This window comes from Halorientalis sp. IM1011 (assembly GCF_001989615.1).
Classification (GTDB): Archaea; Halobacteriota; Halobacteria; order Halobacteriales; family Haloarculaceae; genus Halorientalis.
Window position 1 is genome coordinate 410,998 of record NZ_CP019067.1, and the last position, 16,877, is coordinate 427,874.

At 67.3% G+C, this 16,877-nt stretch carries 12 protein-coding genes; 3 read left to right on the forward strand and 9 right to left on the reverse strand.

The window, feature by feature from the left end; genetic code table 11:
- Positions 1–42: 42 nt before the first annotated feature.
- Positions 43–2,391, forward strand: a complete 2,349-nt coding sequence (locus tag BV210_RS02160; RefSeq protein WP_077205054.1) for a DEAD/DEAH box helicase — start codon at positions 43–45, stop codon at positions 2,389–2,391.
- Positions 2,392–2,407: 16 nt separating this feature from the next.
- On the opposite strand, the gene BV210_RS02165 is transcribed toward BV210_RS02160, so the two are convergent.
- Positions 2,408–3,628, reverse strand: coding sequence for a TIGR04347 family pseudo-SAM/SPASM protein (locus BV210_RS02165; protein ID WP_077205055.1), 1,221 nt, complete (start codon positions 3,626–3,628; stop codon positions 2,408–2,410).
- A 208-nt stretch (positions 3,629–3,836) separates the two neighbouring features.
- Here BV210_RS02165 and BV210_RS02170 point away from each other — a divergent pair, with 208 nt between their 5' ends.
- Together BV210_RS02170 and BV210_RS02175 are read left to right on the forward strand one after the other, a co-directional pair.
- A complete protein-coding gene (locus tag BV210_RS02170; protein ID WP_253741587.1) occupies positions 3,837–4,319 on the forward strand; it encodes a halocyanin domain-containing protein in 483 nt (160 codons plus the stop codon).
- A gap of 190 nt (positions 4,320–4,509) precedes the next feature.
- Entirely contained in the window at positions 4,510–4,782 is a 273-nt protein-coding gene (locus BV210_RS02175) for a cox cluster protein (protein WP_077205057.1), read from the forward strand.
- An 11-nt stretch (positions 4,783–4,793) separates the two neighbouring features.
- On the opposite strand, the gene BV210_RS02180 is transcribed toward BV210_RS02175, so the two are convergent.
- The 8 genes from BV210_RS02180 to BV210_RS02215 form a co-directional block, all read right to left on the reverse strand.
- Positions 4,794–6,413 (reverse strand): long-chain-fatty-acid--CoA ligase, encoded by a 1,620-nt coding sequence (locus BV210_RS02180; protein ID WP_077205058.1) that lies wholly within the window; start codon positions 6,411–6,413, stop codon positions 4,794–4,796.
- 72 nt (positions 6,414–6,485) lie between these two features.
- Positions 6,486–8,918, reverse strand: a complete 2,433-nt coding sequence (locus tag BV210_RS02185; RefSeq protein ID WP_077205059.1) for an ATP-binding protein — start codon at positions 8,916–8,918, stop codon at positions 6,486–6,488.
- A 113-nt stretch (positions 8,919–9,031) separates the two neighbouring features.
- Positions 9,032–10,732 (reverse strand): methylmalonyl-CoA mutase, encoded by a 1,701-nt coding sequence (locus BV210_RS02190; RefSeq protein ID WP_077205060.1) that lies wholly within the window; start codon positions 10,730–10,732, stop codon positions 9,032–9,034.
- A 64-nt stretch (positions 10,733–10,796) separates the two neighbouring features.
- Positions 10,797–11,600 carry a CBS domain-containing protein gene (locus tag BV210_RS02195; RefSeq protein ID WP_077205061.1) on the reverse strand — a complete coding sequence of 268 codons (804 nt, stop codon included), beginning with the start codon at positions 11,598–11,600 and terminating at the stop codon, positions 10,797–10,799.
- Positions 11,601–11,664: 64 nt separating this feature from the next.
- The gene (locus BV210_RS02200) at positions 11,665–13,275 is read right to left on the reverse strand and encodes a bifunctional oligoribonuclease/PAP phosphatase NrnA (protein ID WP_077205062.1); all 1,611 of its coding nucleotides are present in this window, start codon (positions 13,273–13,275) and stop codon (positions 11,665–11,667) included.
- Positions 13,276–13,333: 58 nt separating this feature from the next.
- Positions 13,334–13,762: an HTH-type transcriptional regulator LrpA1 gene (gene lrpA1, locus BV210_RS02205; protein WP_077205063.1), complete on the reverse strand. Its 429-nt coding sequence runs from the start codon at positions 13,760–13,762 to the stop codon at positions 13,334–13,336.
- A 120-nt stretch (positions 13,763–13,882) separates the two neighbouring features.
- Positions 13,883–14,818 (reverse strand): thiamine pyrophosphate-dependent enzyme, encoded by a 936-nt coding sequence (locus BV210_RS02210; protein ID WP_077205064.1) that lies wholly within the window; start codon positions 14,816–14,818, stop codon positions 13,883–13,885.
- Positions 14,819–14,820: 2 nt separating this feature from the next.
- A complete protein-coding gene (locus BV210_RS02215) occupies positions 14,821–16,725 on the reverse strand; it encodes a 2-oxoacid:acceptor oxidoreductase subunit alpha (RefSeq protein ID WP_077205065.1) in 1,905 nt (634 codons plus the stop codon).
- Positions 16,726–16,877: the final 152 nt, after the last annotated feature.

The window sequence follows — 16,877 nt, forward strand, 5'->3', positions numbered from 1 at the left end:
GGCCGACGAAAGGGTTAGCACCGTCGCGCCGGTAGCGCAGTCGTGGACGAGACGATCCGCTGGCTCCGCGAGCGCCCCTATTACGACGGGCAGATCACCCACCACGAGACGGTCCCCGGCCGCGAGGCCAGCTTCGCCGATCTCGACCTCCCGGATCGACTGGCTACCGCCCTCGAGAAACGGGAAATCGAGCGGCTCTACCGCCACCAGGCAGACGCCGTCGAGCGCGTCCGGGCCGGCGACGACGTGGTGCTGGCGACCGACACCGCGAGCGGGAAGAGCCTCGCCTACACCGTCCCCGCCTTCGAACGCGCGCTCGATCACACTGGCTGTACCCTCTACGTCGCCCCGCAGGTCGCACTCATCGAGGACCAGACCGACGCCCTGCAGGACCTCGCACACGGCCTCGGCTTCGGCAGTCGCGTCACGGTCGCCCAGTACACCGGCCGGCAGTCGAAATCCGAGAAAGAGGCGATCAGGGAGCGCCAGCCCACCGTCTTGCTGACGACGCCGGACATGCTCCACTACGGCATCCTGCCCCACAGCCACCGGCTCTGGGACTGGTTCTTCGAGCGCCTCGAAACGGTGGTGATCGACGAGGTCCACGAGTACCGCGGCGTGTTCGGCAGTCAGATCGGACTCGTCATCCGCCGACTGAATCGGGTCTGTGATCGATTCGACGCCTCACCCCAGTACGTCTGCTGTTCGGCGACCATCGGCAATCCGGTCGAACACGCGGCGACGGTGACGGGGCGGCCAGAGTCCTCGTTCGCGGCGATTACGACCGACGAGAGCGCGACGGGGCCGACCCACTGGCTGGTCTGGAATCCGCCGGAGTACGAGGAGAACAGGGGCTGGGGAAGCGGCCGCCGGAAGTCCAGCCACACCGAGACGAAGCGGCTGTTCGTCGACCTCGTGAGCCGCGGACTCCAGACCGTCGTGTTCACCCGCTCGCGCCAGACCGCCGAGCGCTACGCCACGGAGAGCGCCGACGAGTTGCGCCGGCGGGGCGACCGCGAGGCGGCCGACGGCGTGACGGCCTACCAGGCGGCGCTGACGAGCGAGCGCCGCCGGTCGGTGGAGGACGGGCTCCAGTCCGGCGAGATCCGGGGCGTCTGGAGCACGAACGCGCTCGAACTCGGCGTCGACATCGGCGGCCTCGACGCGGTCCTGCTCGACGGCTACCCCGGCACCCGGATGCAGGCCTTCCAGCAGGCCGGCCGCGCCGGCCGCGGGACCGACCCGAGCCTCGTGGTCATGGTCGCCGGCGAGGACCAGCTCGACCAGTACTTCGCGACGAATCCCGTGGAGTTCTTCGAGGGCGAACCGGAACGCGCCATCTCGAACCCGGGGAATCGAAACCTGATGCCCGGCCACGTCCTGTCGGCCGCCCGCGAGACGTGGCTCACGCCGACCGACGACCGCCACTTCGGCGCGGTGTTCCCCGAGGTCGTGGCCGAGTTGACCGAGACCGGCGACCTCGACCGACGGGAGACCGACGCCGGCATCCGCTGGCTCTACGACGGCGACGGGAGCCCACAGCACGAGATGAACCTCCGGACCGTCGACGACCGGCAGGTCAAGCTACGGGACCGCGCGAGCGGTGATACCATCGCGGAACTCCCCTTCGGCGACGCCCTCCGGGACGCCCACCCGGGCGCGATCTACCACCATCAGGGCCGCAGCTACGAGGTGGTCGATCTCGACCTCGATCTGGGCGTCGCAGAACTCTCCCAGACCCACGCCGACTACTACACGCAGGTACTCCACGACAAGACGATCACCGTCGAGGAAGACCGCGCGGAGACGACGCTGCCGGGGCGGTCCGACAGCACCTTGCGGCTCGCGGACGTGACGATGCGCAAGCAGATCACGGGCTACGAGCGCCGGGACGGCTCCAGCGGCGAACCCCTCGGCCGGTTCGGGCTGGACCTGCCCGAGACGACGCTTTCGACGACCGCCTTCTACTTCACCGTCCCCGAACCGGTGGAGACGGAGATGCGCCAGCGGGCGGGCGATCGGGAGGGAATCGCGAACACCGACGAGGCCTTCGGGGGCGGCATCCACGCCGCCGAGCACGCCACGATCGCCATGATGCCCGCCGAACTCCTCTGTGACCGCCGGGACGTGGGCGGGCTGTCGACGCCGCTGCACCCCCACACGGACCAGTCGACCATCTTCGTCTACGACGGCTACCCCGGCGGCGTCGGGTTGACGGAACGCGCCTACGCCGATATCGGGTCGCTCCTCTCGACGACCCGGCGGATGGTCGCCTCGTGTGAGTGTTCGGACGGCTGTCCGGCCTGCGTCCAGTCGCCCCACTGCGGGAACGCCAACGACCCGCTGGACAAGGACCTCGCACTCTTCCTGCTGGAGGAAGTCGAAGGATGAGGGGCCGGGAGGCCGGTCAGTCCGCCGGTTCCGGCCCGGTGTCGAACATCGGGCTCTCGCCGGCGATCTCGTCGTCGTGGAGGTAACACTGCGGGTCGGGGGCGAAGGGGTCGTCGTGGACCGACAGCGCGCGCAGTCGCGAGCCGCCGCGACAGACCGACTGGTAGGCACAGTCCGCGCACTTCCCCGTGAGGTGGTCCTCGCGGTTCCGGAGTTTCTGGAGGAGTGGGTTGGACTCGTCGTCCCAGATCGCACCGAACGGGCGGTCCCGGACGTTACCCAGCGAGTAGTTCTGCCAGAACTGGGTGAGGTGGACGTTGCCCTGGTAGTCAACGTCGGCGACGCGCTCGCCGGTCGGGTCGCCACCGTTGATCTGCAGGTAGCGGTAGATCCGCTCGGCGGCGGCGTCGCTCAGATGCTCGCGGGCGTACTCGACGAGGTAGCCGGCGTCGGCGTAGTTACCCACCAGCAGGGTCTCGATCTCCTCGCCGCGGGCGTGGTACTCGCGGGTCATGTCACAGACCGTCTGGACCGCTTCGCGGCGCTCCTCGGGCGTGAGGTCCACGTCCTGAATCTCGTTGCCGCGGCCGCCGTAGTCCAGGTGGTAGAAACAGAACCGGTCGAGCCCGGCGTCGTGGAGCAACTCGACCACGTCTTCGAGGTCGTCGGCGTTGTGTTTCGTGATCGTGTATCGGAGGCCGGTCTTGAGGCCCGCGGACTGGCAGGCCTCGATGCCCCGGAGCGCTGCGTCGAACGCGCCCTCCTCCCCGCGGAAGGCGTCGTTGCGCTCGGGGAGCCCGTCGACGGAGACGCCGGCGTACTGCAGGCCGGCGTCTTTCAGATCGTGGGCGCGTTCCTCCGTGATGAGCGTCCCGTTGGTCGAGAGCACGGGGCGAATCCCGCTGTCGGCGGCGTAGGCGACGAGTTCTTCGAGGTCGTCCCGAACCAGCGGTTCCCCGCCCGAGAAGAGGACGACGGGGACGCCGTAGTCGGCCAGGTCGTCGAGCAGGCGCTTGCCTTCCGCGGTCGAGAGTTCGCCCGGCGCGGTCTCGGTGTCGGCGGCGGCGTAGCAGTGGTCGCAGTAGAGGTTGCACTGCTTGGTGGTGTTCCAGACGACGACGGGGCGGCGCTGTTTCTCCTCGCGGATCTGCTCGCGGTCGGACTCGTCGGCGGCGTCGTACCGGAGGCCGTCCCCCTCGGCGTCGAGGTCGCAGAGGAGTTTACTGACGGAGATCATCGGCCCACCCCGTTCGTCGGCGACCGATCACGACCCACGATACTGCGGGCGCTTTGCTCCAGGCTCGGCGACATACCTGATCGAAGGGAACACGTTCACAAACCGCCACTGTGCGTTCTCAAACCGTGGGAACGGGACTGTTTATTTACCCGTATCCAACCCTCACGATCAGAGTGAGGTGACCATTGAGATGGAGCGACGTACGTTCGTGCGTGGAATCGGAGCGGTGACAGTGGCCGGCGCGCTGGCTGGCTGTAGCGGTGGCGGAAACGGCGACGGAGACGGCGGTGGCGACACCACCACCACGAGCGGTGACGGTGGCGGGGAAGCGACTGCCAGCGTTCCCAGCGAAGTCGACACCTACCTGAACGACAACGACGCGCGGCTGTACAACGGTAACGCAGTCGACGAGACCGGGAACGACACCGTGACCGTCAGCGTCGGGGCCGGCGAGCAGAACTACGCGTTCGATCCTGCGGCGGTCAAGATCTCGACCGGTACGACAGTCGAGTGGGCCTGGGGCGGAGACCTCCAGCACAACGTCGTCGCGACCGACGGCACGTTCGAGAGCGAGCGGTACACCAGTCCCGGCGTCAACTTCTCGTACACGTTCGAGGAAGCCGGCAACTACACCTACTACTGTACGCCCCACCGGCAGCTGGGGATGCACGGCGCGATCATCGTCGAATAGACTGCGACGCTCGCTTTCTTTCCCGCCCGATACGATCGGACAGCGTCCGCTAACTCACGACCAGCACGAAGCCCGTGACGAACATCATCAGCGCGATCCCTGCGAGGACGAGAAAGAGCAGGTCTTTTTCGGTCATCGTTGCCCACTACGATGTGAAACGGCTAATTACCTTCGTCTCCAACCGGAGCCAATGGCAGACACCGCGACCCAGACACCGAGCGGCCGGCCGGGCAATCGCGTCGTCCTGTTCATCTACGCCGCCATCGTCGCCATCGCCGGCGTGATGGGCTTCATCCTCGGCAACGCCCGCCCCGAGGACCTCGACCCGGAGCTGTTCGGGTTCATCCAGTTGCCGCCCAACGCCTTCGGCACCGCACTCTACGGCATGATCACCGTCGCCATCGGCCTGGGAATCCTCCTCGGACTGGTGATCTACGTCTCCGAACGGTACCCCGACGCCTGAGTTCCGGGTCCTCACCCCTGGCCGACCATGCTGTCCTCGTCGTCCCACTCCTGCTCGCGGAGTTCGTACTTCTGGATCTTGCCCGTCGCCGTCGTCGGGAGCTCCTCGACGAACTCGAACCGGTGGACGACCTTGTAGCCGGCCAGTTGCGACTCGCAGAAGGTCTTGAGTTCCTCGGGCGAGACCGGCGGGTTCTCGGGGTCGTCGTTGGACGGGACGACGAAGGCCTTGGGCGTCTCGCCCCACTCCTCGCTGGGCGAGGGGATCACCGCGACCTGACTCACCGCGTCGTGTTCGTAGAGGGTGTCCTCCAGTTCGATGCTCGAGATGTTCTCCCCGCCCGAGATGATGATGTCTTTCTTGCGGTCCTGAATCGAGATCATCCCGTGCTCGTCGACCACGGCGAGGTCGCCGGTGTGGTAGTAGCCCTCGATCCGGTCGGTGAAGGCCTCCTCGGTGGCCTCTGGTTTGTTCCAGTAGCGATCCATCACCTGATTGCCGCGGACGACCACCTCGCCGATGGTCCCGTCGTCCCACGGCACTTCCTCGCCGTCCTCGTCGACGACGCGCACGTCCGTCCCGAGGTAGCCGAGGCCCTGTCGCTTCTTGATCTTGAACCGCGAATCGCTGTCCGCGTCGAGCAGCCGGGGGGCGTCGGAGGTGGTGATCAGCGGGCCAGTCTCGGTCGCGCCGTAGACGTGTTTGAGTCGCCAGCCGAACTCGTCCTCTACTTTCCGGATGGTGGCTTCGGGCGGTGCGCTCCCGGCGGTGGCGATGCGAACGGGGTTGTCGCCGGTGGTCGTCACGTCACCGTCCTCGCTCTCGTAGTGATCGGAGAGCATGTTCAACACCGTCGGTGCACCGCACATGTAGGAGACGTCCTCCTCGGCGACTGTGTCGAAGATCCACTCGGCGTCGACGCCGCGGGTGCAGACGTGGGTCGCGCCCATGCCCGTGACGGCGTAGATGTGCCCCCAGCCGTTGACGTGGAACATCGGCAGGGTCCAGAGGTAGACGTCGTCGTCGCGAATCTCCTGGTGGACGGAGACGAGGTAGGCGTGGATCGTCTCGGTCCGGTGGGTCCGGACGACACCCTTCGGATCGCCGGTCGTCCCGGAGGTGTAGTTGATCGTGATGTCGTCGTCCTCGCTCATCTCCGGCCGGTCGTAGTCGGTGCCGGCGTCTTCGATCACCGCGTCGAAGGACTCCCAGTCGCCGTCGACCGCGTCGACGTCGTTGGTGACGAACGTCTCGGTCGGCACGTCGTCCCTGACGGCCTCGATCCGGTCCGCGTACTCGTGGTCGGCGTAGATGGCGTCGACCTCGGCGTCGCTCAGGATGTACTCGAAGTCGTCGGGGACCAGCCGGTAGTTCAGCGGCGTGTGGACGGCACCGATCTGCATGCTCCCGTAGGCGGCTTCGAGGTGGTAGTGCGTGTTGGGGTCCAGTACCGCCACGCGGTCCCCTTTCTCGATGCCCCGATCCTGCAGAAATGCGGAAAACCCGTCGGCTCGCTCTCCGAGTTCGTCGTAGCTGTACCGCTCCCCGGTCGTCGCGACGACGGCCTCCTCGTCGCCGTAGTGGCGTCGCGCCCGGTCCAGAAAGTCCGTGACCAGCAGTGGTTTCTCCATCGTGCCTGCCACAACGAGGGTAAACCTAATAGTAGTTTCCGACGGATCCGCGCGGTGGGAACCCGGAAGCGCTCAGCGGTCGCGGGACGCGTCGGTGCCGACCGGGAGCGACAGTTCGATCACGGTGCCGTCCGCGTCCGCTTCGAGCACCGAGATCGACCCGCCGGCGGCGGTGACGACCCAGTCGGCCAGCCAGAGCCCCAGTCCGCTCCCGTGGTCCAGTGGCGTCTCCAGCCCCCCTTCCAGCACGGCGTGGTCCTGGTCGGGGAGGCCCGGCCCTTCGTCGGCGATCCTGACCGTCACGCCGTCGGCCGCCCGCGTGATGGCCACGTCGACGGTCGGTTCGTCGGTCCGGGCGTGTTTGATGGCGTTCTCCAGAAGTTCCCGGACGGCCACGTCGAGCGTCGGATCGACGGCGGCGACGGCCTCGCGATCACCCCGCACCGTCACTGTCGCGTCGGGGTACTCTTCGACCAGGGACTCGCCGACCCGGTCGACGAACGGCCCGAGTTCGACGCTGTCGGCGTCGGGATCGCGCTCGTCCAGCTGGCCGAACGTCCGGGCTTTCTCGCCCAGATCCGCCAGATTGCGTGCGGTCTCCATGATGCGAGCGAGGTGAGTCAGATCGTCCTCGTCGTCGAGCGACGCTTCGAGGATCGAGGCGCGCCCGACGATGACGTTCATGTCGTTGCGAATGTTGTGCCGGAGGACGCGGTTGAACACGCTCAGCGCCTGTTCGCGGCGTTTGCGGTCGCGCACGTCTCGCAGACTGGCGAGGACGTACTCCTCGCCGTCGAGTTCCAGCGCGGCGGCCGAGACGGCGACCGGTACGTGACCGCCGTCTCCCGTCCGACAGACGAGTTCGTCGGCCCGCGCGCGGCCGTTGTCGTGGGTGCGGTCGAGCAGCCGCCGGAAGGCGTCGAGGTCGTCGCGACAGATCGTCGAGGGCGCGATCGTCCGGAGCGCCGCCCGGTCGTACCCCAGTAGCTCACAGATCCGGTCGTTGCAGTCGACGATCTCGTCGGCCTCGTCGTCGACCAGCAGGAGGCCGTCGCTTGCCGACTCGAAGATACGCCGGAACCGCTCGCGGGCACCCTGTAACTGCTCGATCCAGTCGGTCCGGTCGAGGGCCGCCACCACGTTCGAGCCGAGCATCCCCGCCATCGACCTGTCGATGCCGTCGAAGGCATCGACCGTCTCCGAGCCCGCCACGAGGACCCCTTCGGTTCCGAGCGGTGTGACGAGTGCGCTCCGGGTCAGGGAGCCGAAACCACAGCCGTCCAGTTCCCCGGGATTACCCGAGGGGGTCCGATCACCGTCGGAGTCTCGATCCGACTCCTGCTCGGACAGGCCGCCGTACCGGCCGGTCTCGCCCGTGTCGAGTGCGGTCCAGAGTTTTTCTCCGCGGTCGTCGCTACGGTCGATCCGGCCGGGGTCGTCCGAACAGCCGTGGCTCGCGGCCGGGCGGAGCGTCGTCCCGGCTTCGTCGTCGACCAGCCAGACCCGACTTCGGGGGGCGTCAAGCACCGTCGCGGTCACCTCTGTGGCCGTCTCACAGACCGCGGTCGCCGTCCGCGCCCGAAGCAGGTCGGCGGTGCCGTCGTGGAGCCGATCGAGAGCGTCCTCGCGGCGCGCCCGTTCGAGTTCGTGGCTGAGCCACCGCGCGACGAGGCTGACGAAGGCCCGTTCGGCCTCGTCGAACGAGGGGTGTGCCGAGCGGTCCATGAAGCAGACGGTGCCGTACAGCGACCCGCCGACGGTGATGCGAGCGCCGAGATAGCACTCCACGCCGGTTGCCTCGTAGGCCGGATCGCCGACCCACCCCTCCTCGGCGGCGTGAGCGATCGTCAACACCTCCTCGGACTGGATCGTCCGCCGACAGAACGTCTCGGGCAACTCCAGCAACTCGCCGGGTTCGATGGGCAGTTCGCCGACGCTCGCGACCACCTCGTACCGCTCGGGCTCGCGGTCGATCGTCGAGAAGTGCGCGTTTTCGACGCCCAACCTGTCGAGTCCGATCCCGAGGATGCGGTCGGCCTTCTCCTCGAAGGTCAGCGTCTCGTCGGTCGCCACGTCGTAGAGGTCGCGCAGGTACCGCCCGTCCGGCCCAGTGTCGGCCGCCGACCCCGGGTCCTCCATCGACCGGCGACCCCGGACCACGCCCAGCACGCGGTTCGCCAGCGCAGCGAACCGGTCCTCGTCGGTCACGACCACGTCGGTCACGCCTCCTTCCTCGGCGCGGCGGCGGACCGCGGCCGCCTCGTCGGGGGCCGCGAGGACGACGAGGGGGAGAGTTCCGCGGTCGGCGAGTCGCTCCCAGTCCGCGTCGGACTGGGGTGTGACGGCCACGACGCAGTCCAGCGCCGAGGCGTCCGACTCCACGGCGGACGCGTCCCGCTCCACGACGGTCACGTCCCCGTCTGCGACGGCGGCGAGCGCCCGGCGGACCCGCTCGGTCGCGTCCGCGGCCTCCGCGACGACACAAACCGAGATGCGGTCAGTCATCGTGGTCTGGACCGACGCGTCCGGCCGCCACTCGTTCGATCATGGCACCCCCGAGGAGCCGCGACCGCTTCAATGTAGGGGGCTCGACATGCGCGGGCGACCACCGACGTCGATCAGGCCAGTCCGAGCGCCTCCTGATAGGAGCCGTGGTGCTCCTCGAAGACGCCCATGATCTCGCCCATCGTGGCGTAGACTTTCACCGCGTCGACGATAGCGGGCATCACGTTCTCGTCGTTCTCGATGGCTGTCCGCAGGTCGGAAAGCGCGTCCTCGACTGCCTCGTCGTCGCGCTCGTCTTTCACCTCGGCCAGGCGCTCGCGCTGGCGCTCGCCCGTCGTCTCGTCGACCCGCAACAGGTCCGGCGAGGTGTCCTCGGCGATGGTGTACTCGTTGACGCCGACGACGACCTCCTCCCCCTCGTCGACGCGTTCCTGGTACTCGTAGGCCGAGTCCTGGATCTCGCGGTGGAAGTAGCCGTCTTCGATCCCCGTTAGCACACCGTCCCGGACCGAGCCGTCGCCCATCGCTTTGATCTCTTCGAGGTAGGCCATCGTCTCGGCTTCGACCTCGTCGGTCAGGGCCTCGATGGCGTAGCTCCCGCCCATCGGGTCGACGATGTCGGCCGCGCCGGACTCCTCGGCGATGATCTGCTGGGTCCGCAGGGCGACCCGGACCGCCTCCTCGCTCGGCAGGGCCAGCGCCTCGTCGAAGCTGTTGGTGTGGAGGCTCTGGGTGCCGCCCAGTACGCCCGCCAGCGCCTGGATCGTCACGCGGACGATGTTGGTCATGGGCTGCTGGGCCGTCAGCGACTGCCCCGCCGTCTGGGTGTGGAACTTCATCTGCTTCGTCGCGTCTGACTCCGCGTCGTACCACTCGTCCATCAGCCGGGCGTAGATCCGACGGCCCGCCCGGAACTTCGCCACCTCCTCGAAGATGGAGTTGTGGGAGTTGAAGAAAAAGGAGAGCTGTGGCCCGAACTCGTCGACATCCAGTCCGCGGTCGAGACAGTCCTCGACGTAGGCGAACCCGTCGGCGAGGGTGAAGGCCAGTTCCTGGACTGCGGTCGACCCGGCCTCGCGGATGTGATAGCCGGAGATCGAGACGGGCTTGAATTTCGGCGTCTCCGCGACGGCGAACTCGATCACGTCGGTGACGATATCGAGCGAGGCCGCCGGGGGAACGACCCACTCCTTCTGGGCGATGAACTCCTTGAGCATGTCGTTCTGGAGGGTCCCGCGGATCTCCTCGCGGGGGACGCCCTGATCGTCCGCGAGTGCGAGATACATCGCGTAGATCACCGGCGCACTCGGGTTGATCGTGAAGGAGGTCGAGACCTCACCGAGGTCGATCCCGTCGAAGAGGATCTCCATGTCCCGGAGCGTGTCGACGGCGACGCCCTCCCGGCCGACCTCGCCCTGACTCATCCGGTCGTCGCTGTCCAGTCCCATCAGGCTGGGCATGTCGAACGCGACGGAGAGTCCGGTCTGGCCCTCGTCGATCAGGTAGTGAAAGCGCTCGTTGGTCTCCTCGGCGGTCCCGAAGCCGGCGAACTGCCGCATCGTCCAGGTCCGGCCGCGGTACATCGTGGGGTAGACGCCCCGGGTGTAGGGTTCCTCGCCGGGAAAGCCCAGATCATCGCCGTAGTCCAGATCGGCCACGTCCTCGGGGGTGTAGAGGCGGTCGACCTCGTGGTTGGAGACGGTCGCGAACCGATCCTTTCGCTCGCCGTGCCGGTCGAGTACTGGGTCGCGCGTCTCGCGTTCCCACTCCTCGCGGCGCTCCCGAATGGCAGCGAGGTCGTCCTCGTCGTACATGCCAGACAATTACACACGGGACGCGCTTAACAGTTCGGCCACAGGCAGTCGCTCTACAGATCGTTCAGGCGTCGTCCTGCAACCGTTTGGTCGTCTCGACCAGCGGGTGGTGGGCGTACTCGACCTCCTCGATGTCGTCGATCGAGTTCAGGTCCTCCTTCCGTGCGGTCTCGGCCATCCCGAGGTCGACCCGCTCGTCGATGACGATGAGGTAGGCGTCCATCTCCTCGATCCCGAGGCTGTCGGCGGCCTTGACGCGGTGGTGGCCGTCGGCCAGGAGAACCTCTCCGTCGTTGTCGATGACGACCAGCGGTTCCGCGAGACCGCGTTCCAGTTCGTAGCGTCGCCCCTCCAGTTCGTCGGCGTAGACCCTGCTCTGGGTCGGTGTGAGTTTCTCCAGGGAGACTTCGCGACGGTCCTCTCGGGCCTCGATCCCGTGGATGGTTTCGAGGGTGCGCTGGAGTTTCTCGACCTTGCCGGGGGTGGCGCGTTCGATCTGGCTGCGGATCACGTCGGCGTTCGAGATGATCCCGACGAGGTTGCCGGCGTCGTCGACGACGGGGAGCCGCTGGATGCCCGACCGGAGGATGACGCGGCCGGCATCGTTGAGCTTCATTTCCGGGTGGGCGACCAGCAGATCCTGGGTCATGACCTTGAAGATGGGGTCGTGGTCCTCCGCGAGCAGGAGGTCGCGGGCGCTGACGAACCCCTCGACGTGACGGCCGTCACAGACCGGGAACCCGCTGTGGGTGTCGTCGCTGTCGGCGATTCGACGCGCGACGGTTTCGACCGAATCGTCCGGCGAGACGGTCACCACGTCCCGGGTCATGTAGTCTTTGACGCGTGGCTTCTCGTCCTCGGAATCCATCACCCGTGACATCTCCCCGCGCCGGGATAACCCCTTCGCCGACGGCCGCCCGACCGCCGAGCGATCACCAGCCCGGCTCCTGCTCCGTGAACGTGCCGCCCAGTAACAGCCCCGTCCGCTCGTCCGGCGGCCGTTCCCGGAGCGCCTCGAAGAACCGCTCGGCCACGAACTCCTCCAGATCGCCGGCGAGATCTGTTCCCACGAGCCCGTCTGTGTCGGCGTCGGGGCTCGCGTCGTCACCGTTTGCGGTCGCATCCGGGGTCGCCGCGTCCGCGTCGCCGTCCCCGCCCACCGCCGTCGCGTCCGCGCTGGGCTCGTCATCGCCGGGGGTCTCGCCGTCGCTCGCCGGGTCCAGAGCGGTGTCGACGACGGGGATCTGTGCACCGGCCATGTCGGCGTGGCCGCCGGCGCTGCCGATCTGGTCGAACGCCGACCGCAGCGTCTCGCCCAGGTCGAGGTCGGTCCCGCGGGCGCGACTGGAGACGTAGATCACGCCGTCGATGAGGCCGTATACGACGGTCGCCTGTACCCCCTCCAGGTTCAGCAGGCGGTCGGCGGCCTGTGCGAGGGCGTCCCGGTCGTTCAACTCGCCGACGCAACTGGTCAGGACGGGGCCCCGGCGGTGGCGGTTGGAGATGGCCTGCGCGATCGTGTCGAACGTGTCGCCGCTGATCGACGGGGACTCGATCCGGTCGAGCGCGCCCATGTCCGCGGTCCGGACGACCGTCGCGGCCGCCTCGAAGTCCGCCGTCGACACCTCCCGGCTGAAGTCGTTCGTGTCGATCCGGATGCCAAAGAGCAGGCCGGTCGCCACGTCGGCCTCGATGGCGATGCCGAACTGGTCGAGGTACTGCACCAGCAGGGTGCTGGTCGCGCCGACGTTGCTCCGGAGGTCGACGAACCGTGCGTCGACCGGCGCTCGCGGTGGGTGATGGTCGATGACGATGTCGACGGGCGTGTCCTCGGGCAACTGGTCGTTGACGCCCGGCCGGGAGTGATCGACCAGCGCGAACCCGCCGAACCGGTCGAGGTCGGCGTCGGGGTCAAGCTGTGTCAGGTCGTACTCCAGCAGGTTGACGAACGCACGGTTCTCCTGGTGGGATATCTCCCCGTAGTAACACACCTCGGCCTCGACGCCCAGCACCGACGCGACCCGTTCGAGCGCCACCGCGCTCGCGATGGCGTCGGGATCGGGATTGTCGTGGGCGACGATGGCCAGGGGCTCCTCGATGTCCCAGAAGGCCTGGCGGAGTTTCCGGGTCTGGAGCCCCTCGTCGCCGATCCGACGACCCAGGAAGTCGGCAGTCACGGTCCCGGGTTCGACCAGCGTGTCCGTCAGCGACCGCAGTTGGGAGAGGACGGCCTCGTCCGGTTCGAGACCAGCGAAGGCGAACAGCATGGCGTCGGGGATAGCCTCGCTGGCGACGGTCGCCCGGCGGTAGTTCTCCCGGGGGTCGTCGCCCGCGACGACGACCGTGTCGACGCCGTCGGCGTGATCACCCAGCGTCGCGGCGTCGAGACGGTCCACGTGGGACGCGGCGATACCTTCCTCGCGCAGGCGCTCGACGCGTCGCTCGCTCTCCTCGAGAACCGATAGCTCGCCCGGCCTGTCCGCGAGCGCCGAGACGAGATCGTAACCGACCGATCCACACCCCACGACCAGCCGGGTATCCATGTCCTTCCATGACGGACGAGCGTGTATAAACAGTACGCACCGCGTCCACGGAGCCGGGTTACTTCAGTCGTTCCTGGAGGAAGGAAGGGTGTGCGGCGGCGACGCCGTCGCGGTCGACGATCTCCTCGTTGATCACGTCGCCCAGCGCGTCGCCGTCGGGGGCGTGCACCTCCGCCATCAGCATGTGGTCACCGCTCGACGTGTAGAGGGCGTCGATCGCGTCGATCTCCTTGAGGTCCCGGGTCACCTCGACGTAGCGTTCGCTCTCCACGTCGATCCCCACCAGCGCGATGGATTTCGACGCGAGTTTCTTCGGGTCCACGTCCGCGGAGTACCCCACGATCACACCGTCCTCTTCGAGCTGTTGGATGTACTTCCGCACCGTGGGCTTCGAGACGTCGGCCCGCTCGGCTATCTCTGCGTAGGAGGCCTGTGCGTCCTCTTCGAGGACGGACAGGATTCGCTCCTCCGTGGACTCGACTGCCATACGGGTAGGTTTTGCGTCCGGGAAAAAATATCTTCCGAACCCGAAAACGGGTCGAACAGGCCGAAAGTTTCGGCTCACAGACGGAAACCGGGTGTTCGGTGTGCGCGAAACGCGTCGTCCTCAGCGGTGGTGGTGGAGCAGGTCCGCCGAGCGCTCCCACTCGCTGTCCTCGTCGAGGTACCGCTCCGCCAGCGGATCGTCCGGCATCTCGTCGGTGGCGCGTTTCTCCTCGCCGTAGGACGGGCGGTCGCTGTCGACGTAGAACCGCCCCGTCAGTACCTCGCCCTCGTGGAGGCGGGATTCGGCCTCGTACATGGCGTCGGCGGCTTCACGCCGGTCGGTCACGTCGAAGTCGAACTCGTCGTCGTCCTGCACGTCCGTGTACGGGACGTACTGCTTGGCGTCCTTGTTCCAGGTGGGACACTGGGTGAGGAAGTCGACGTGGGCGAACCCGTCGTGTTCCATGGCCTCGATCAGGATCTCCTTTGCCTGGTTGGGGTTGACCGCCGCCGTCCGGGCGATGTAGGACGATCCGGAGGCCAGCGACAGCGACATGGGCCGCACGGGGTCCTTGGCGCTGCCGTGGGGCTGGGTCTTCGATTTGTGCCCCTTCGGACTGGTCGGGGAGGTCTGGCCCTTCGTCAGCCCGAAGATCTCGTTGTTGAACACGATGTAGGTCATGTCGTGGTTCTCCCGGGCGGTGTGCATGAAGTGGTTGCCGCCGATACCGTAGCCGTCGCCGTCACCGCCCGCCGCGATCACCTCGAGGCCGGGGTTGGCGAGTTTGGCGGCCCGGGCCACGGGCAGCGAGCGGCCGTGGATGCTGTGGAAGCCGTAGCTCTCGAAGTAAGAGGAGAGCTTGCCCGAACAGCCGATCCCGGTGACCAGCAGGGTCTCGTCGGGGGTGCGGCCGATCTCGGGCATGGCCTGTTTCAGCGCCTTCAGGACGCCGAAGTCGCCACAGCCCGGACACCACGTCGCCTGCGGTTCGATGCCGGGTGTGAACTCGTCGCGGTCGATCTCCCGTTCCTCGCCGATTGCGCTGAATACACTCATGGTTAGTCACCTGCCGCGGGCACGAACTTGGTTCCCTCCGGGATCGCGGCGTCCCGGGAGACGATGCGCTCGAAGCCCTCGACGACCTCGGAGGGCTCGAAGGCCTCGCCGTTGTACTTCAGGAGGCTGTTGAGTTTCGGCCCGAACCGGCCGAGTTCCTTCTGGGTCAGCCCCCGGAACTGCGCCGAGGCGTTCATCTCGACCACCAGGCAGGACTCGACGGATTCGAGGAACGCCGACACCTCGTCTTCGGGGTAGGGCATGAGGTCGCTGACGCCAAGCGCCTTCACGGACTCGCCGGCCTCGTTCAACTGATCGACGGCCTCGAAGACGGTGTCCTGCTGACTGCCCCACACCAGCAGCCCGTACTCGGCGTCCTCGGGGCCGTAGTGGGTCTGGTGGGACGAGTCGCCGTCGTCCAGTTCCGCCCGGATCGAGTCGAGTTTCGACATCCGCCGGTCCATCTGGGCGACGCGGTTGGTCGGGCTCTCACTGATGTGGCCCTCCGGCGTGTGTTCGTTACCCGACGCGAGGAAGCGACCGTCCTTCTGTCCGGGGATCGCGCGCGGACTCGCGCCGTTCTCGGTGTCGTGCTGATAGCGCTTGAACTTCCCCGACTCGTGGTGGGCCGCCTCGCGGATCTCCTCTTCCGTGAGGACGCTACCCGGATCGGCGTTGGGCTCCCGATCGAAGAAGGACTCGTCTGCGTTGCGCATCTCGCCGGAGAGCTTCTGGTCGATGATGACGATGGCCGGGAGCTGGTACTCGTAGGCCAGTCGGAAGGCCGCGCGAGTCTGGTCGTAACACTCCCGGACGTTCGCGGGCGCGAACACGATCCGGCAGGAGTCACCCTGACTCGTATAGAGGATGTGCTCGAGGTCGGCCTGCTCGGGTTTCGTGGGCATCCCCGTCGAGGGGCCGGCCCGCATCGCCTCGATCAGGACGATCGGCGTCTCGGTCATCTCCGCCAGCCCGAGCGGTTCGGACATCAGCGCGAATCCGCCGCCCGAAGAGCCGGACATCGCCTTGACGCCGGCGTGGGACGCCCCCACGGCGAGGGAGGCGGCGGCGATCTCGTCTTCGACCTGCTCGGCGATGCCGCCGAACTTCGGGAGGTGCTGGGAGAGGATCGTGAACACGTCGGTCCAGGGGGTCATCGGGTAGCCCGAGATGAACCGACAGCCCTCGTCGATGGCCCCGTAGGCGACGGCGTTGCTCCCCGACATCAGGACCTGCTGTTCGTCGTGGTCACCGGTCGGGGTCCGGAGGTCGTGGGTGAACTCGTACTCCTCGTTCACCGACTCGTGAGCACGTTCGAGGATGTCGAGGTTCGCCTCCAGCACCTCGCCGGTCATGGCGTCCTCCATCAGCGCCTCGATGTGCTGGAGGTCCATGTCGAGCAAGGCGGCGGTCGCGCCGACGCCGGCGGTGTTGCGCATCACCTCCCGGCCGTGTTCGCGGGCGAGGCCCCGGAGGTCCAGCGGGTAGACGTGCCAGTCGTTCTCCTCGGCCATCGCCTCCAGGTCGATGTCGGCCCGCTCCAGCGTCTCCTCGTCGAGCAGGCCCTCGTCGTAGACGATCACACCGCCCTCGTTGAGATCGTCCAGATTCTCCGAGAGAGGTTTGATCTCCTCGTTGCCGTAGACGGTATCGGACCCTTCCTGTGGATTGCGGGCGAAACTGTCGCCCAGCGCCAGCAGGAAGTTGAAGCCGTCGCCCCGCGACCGGACGGGGTCCTCGTCGGCCCGTACCTCGACGTAGGTGTGGCCGCCCCGGATCCGGGAGGGGTAGTGTCGGTGTGTGAATACGTCGAGTCCCGCACGCATCAGTGCCTTGGCGAAGTTCTGACTGGTCGAGTCGATCCCGTCGCCGGACCCGCCAGCGATGCGCCACATTAGTTCTGTCATGATAGATCGGTGGCCGAATCGGCCGCCCTAGCGGGAAAACGTCGCGCCGGGACAAAAGAGTTTGCGACGTGTTACCATGTATTAATCATGACAGTTGGAGGCATAGCGACGGCCAGCGATCCCGAAGTCGGCCGAATCGGGGTTCCGGCGTG

Bases quoted from the DNA above. Each gene is read 5' to 3' on its own strand.
- BV210_RS02165 (WP_077205055.1), bottom strand. From the start codon at position 3,628: ATGATCTCCGTCAGTAAACTCCTCTGCGACCTCGACGCCGAGGGGGAC.
- BV210_RS02175 (WP_077205057.1), top strand. From the start codon at position 4,510: ATGGCAGACACCGCGACCCAGACACCGAGCGGCCGGCCGGGCAATCGC.
- BV210_RS02180 (WP_077205058.1), bottom strand. From the start codon at position 6,413: ATGGAGAAACCACTGCTGGTCACGGACTTTCTGGACCGGGCGCGACGC.
- BV210_RS02185 (WP_077205059.1), bottom strand. From the start codon at position 8,918: ATGACTGACCGCATCTCGGTTTGTGTCGTCGCGGAGGCCGCGGACGCG.
- BV210_RS02190 (WP_077205060.1), bottom strand. From the start codon at position 10,732: ATGTACGACGAGGACGACCTCGCTGCCATTCGGGAGCGCCGCGAGGAG.
- BV210_RS02195 (WP_077205061.1), bottom strand. From the start codon at position 11,600: ATGGATTCCGAGGACGAGAAGCCACGCGTCAAAGACTACATGACCCGG.
- BV210_RS02200 (WP_077205062.1), bottom strand. From the start codon at position 13,275: ATGGATACCCGGCTGGTCGTGGGGTGTGGATCGGTCGGTTACGATCTC.
- lrpA1 (WP_077205063.1), bottom strand. From the start codon at position 13,762: ATGGCAGTCGAGTCCACGGAGGAGCGAATCCTGTCCGTCCTCGAAGAG.
- BV210_RS02210 (WP_077205064.1), bottom strand. From the start codon at position 14,818: ATGAGTGTATTCAGCGCAATCGGCGAGGAACGGGAGATCGACCGCGAC.
- BV210_RS02215 (WP_077205065.1), bottom strand. From the start codon at position 16,725: ATGACAGAACTAATGTGGCGCATCGCTGGCGGGTCCGGCGACGGGATC.